The organism is Mesorhizobium sp. WSM4840, assembly GCF_055811755.1.
In genome coordinates this window covers 1-265 of sequence record NZ_JBVVQD010000146.1, presented here as the reverse complement: position 1 = coordinate 265, position 265 = coordinate 1, and the positions used below count along the sequence as shown (strand labels likewise).

At 61.5% G+C, this 265-nt stretch carries 1 pseudogene; it reads left to right on the top strand.

Features of this window, described 5'->3' with window-relative positions:
• Positions 1 to 182 (top strand): annotated as a pseudogene (locus tag AC0L3I_RS37070) (IS5/IS1182 family transposase); the annotation flags it as partial.
• Between the last annotated feature and the right edge of the window lie 83 nt (positions 183 to 265).

The following is a 265-nucleotide window of genomic DNA, read 5'->3' as shown; positions in this document are numbered from 1 at the left end:
ACGACCACCGCATGGGGCGCAACTTCCTGGCCTTCTCCGAAGGCGACGCCAACAACGCCGTGCTCGCCGCCGTCGGCTACAACTTCAGCCTCCTGCTCAACTGGCTGAGGCTTTTGTGTGCCTTCTTCCTGACGCTGCTCGCAGCCACCGCAAAGCCGCCACTGCGGCCCCGATCAGCCTGAACTCCGCCCCTCAGTTGGGACAAAGCGCTCCAACGCAGATCACTTTCAAGGTTGACGCGAAAATCGCTTTCTTCACGGACGAC